1 protein-coding gene and 1 pseudogene are annotated in these 1572 nt (G+C 73.9%); both read right to left on the reverse strand.

Features of this window, described 5'->3' with window-relative positions; genetic code table 11:
• Positions 1-1092, reverse strand: a pseudogene (locus ET526_RS21035) (phage tail protein); the annotation flags it as partial.
• A gap of 1 nt (position 1093) precedes the next feature.
• Positions 1094-1447, reverse strand: coding sequence for a DUF6950 family protein (locus tag ET526_RS21040; protein WP_135471041.1), 354 nt, complete (start codon positions 1445-1447; stop codon positions 1094-1096).
• Between the last annotated feature and the right edge of the window lie 125 nt (positions 1448-1572).

Genomic DNA, 1572 nt, shown 5'->3' on the forward strand with positions numbered 1-1572 from the left:
GGCCAGCAGCGGCGGCGCGTCGGTCGGCTGCCAATTGGCGGCGGGCTCGACGTAGACGGCGCGCACGCCGTTGAAGAGGTCGCGCCGCGCCCGGCTGCCCTGGATGGTCACATCGCCGCGCAGGTCGTCGGAGGTGAGCGTCGCGGCCGGCAGCGCGGGCCCGCCTGCGTGGATGAAGAACCGGCCGCCCGAGACAACCAGCGCGCCGGCCATGGCGGCCACCAGCTTCTCGGTGATGGCGATCTTGCCCTCGGCAAGCGAGAGCGTGCCGTTGCAGGTGTAGCGGCGCTCGGCGGTGCCGGCCGCGGTGCCCATGATCTCGTCGCAGATGTTGGCCGCCGCGATCAGGCAGGGGATGTCGATGTCGTCCCAGGAGGCGCGCCAGCCGAAGGCGGCGGTGATGTACCAGGCCAGGCAGAGCGCCGGATTGTCCGACCAGCCGGTGGCGCCGGTGCGGGGGTCGAGGATGGTGTCGGCACCTTCGACGATCGCCGCCATGTTGGGCGGGCCGGAGGGAAACGCCTCAGCGGTGATCTTGAGGCGGACGGCGATGTAGGCGCGGCCCTGGCCGCGATGTGCCGCGGTCCATTTGCCGCCGGTCTCCGCCACCAAGTTGGCGTTGGCCGCCTGGGCGGGATCGCCGAGATGCCGGTCCACCCGGACGAGCCCGGCGTACTTCGGATCGCTCTCCGGTGCATCGCCGAGCGTGACCTCGCCGATGGCCCGCACCCGGTGCGCGGCCACCACCACCACGGCGTAGAAGTAGCCGTCCTCCCGGCCCGCGTCGTCGGTCGCGGAATGGATGAAGACGATCGGCCCGCCGACCTTGACCCGGCCGAGGACGATCTGGTGCTCGGTGATCGCCTGGCGGAAGGACTGGGTGCGGGTCGCTGCAGTGCTGGTGAGCGTGTCTGCGGCCGCCGCGGCGGCGGCGGTCGAGGAGGCCTTCTTGGTCGGGAAGATGCTCTGGCCAATGGAGGAGACGACGAAGGCCGCACCGGCCGCCACCACCGCGCCGATGATGCCGCCGCCGACCGCGGCCGAGGCGATGCCGCCGGCGAGCACCGCGACGAGGGGGATGGCAGCAGGCATGTCAGCCGATCCTCCAGGCGGTGGTGCAGGCGGTGATGGGCTGGCGGAGCAGGCCGCGCGGCCCGACGAAGGCGGCGCGGCCGCCATCCACGACCACGCCGAGCCGGGCGGGATCGCCGGCCAGCACCACGTCGCCGGCGCGGGCGAAGGCCGGCGGGGTCCGCGGGAAGCCGGCGCTGTCGGCCGAGGCTTCGAGGGAGGGCAGCACCCGGACCGCCGGCCGCGCCCCGGTCACCGCCTCGACCGCGGCCAGGGCAAAACGGGCGCAGTTCCAGCGCCGGGCGTCGAAGGGGCGCGCCTCGGCCGCCGACAGCAGGGCTGCCAGCCGGCGGGGCCAATCCGGGCGCCGGGTCACGACGCCGGCAGGGTGATCTGGGCCTCCTGCAGCGCCGGGACGAACTCGAAGAAGCGGTCGCCAGGATACTCGGCCTGCTGGTCGGCGTCGGTGTAGCGGCGCACCTCGGCGCGCTCGAGGTCGAC

It is taken from the genome of Crenalkalicoccus roseus (assembly GCF_004761865.1).
Taxonomy (GTDB): domain Bacteria; phylum Pseudomonadota; class Alphaproteobacteria; order Acetobacterales; family Acetobacteraceae; genus Crenalkalicoccus; species Crenalkalicoccus roseus.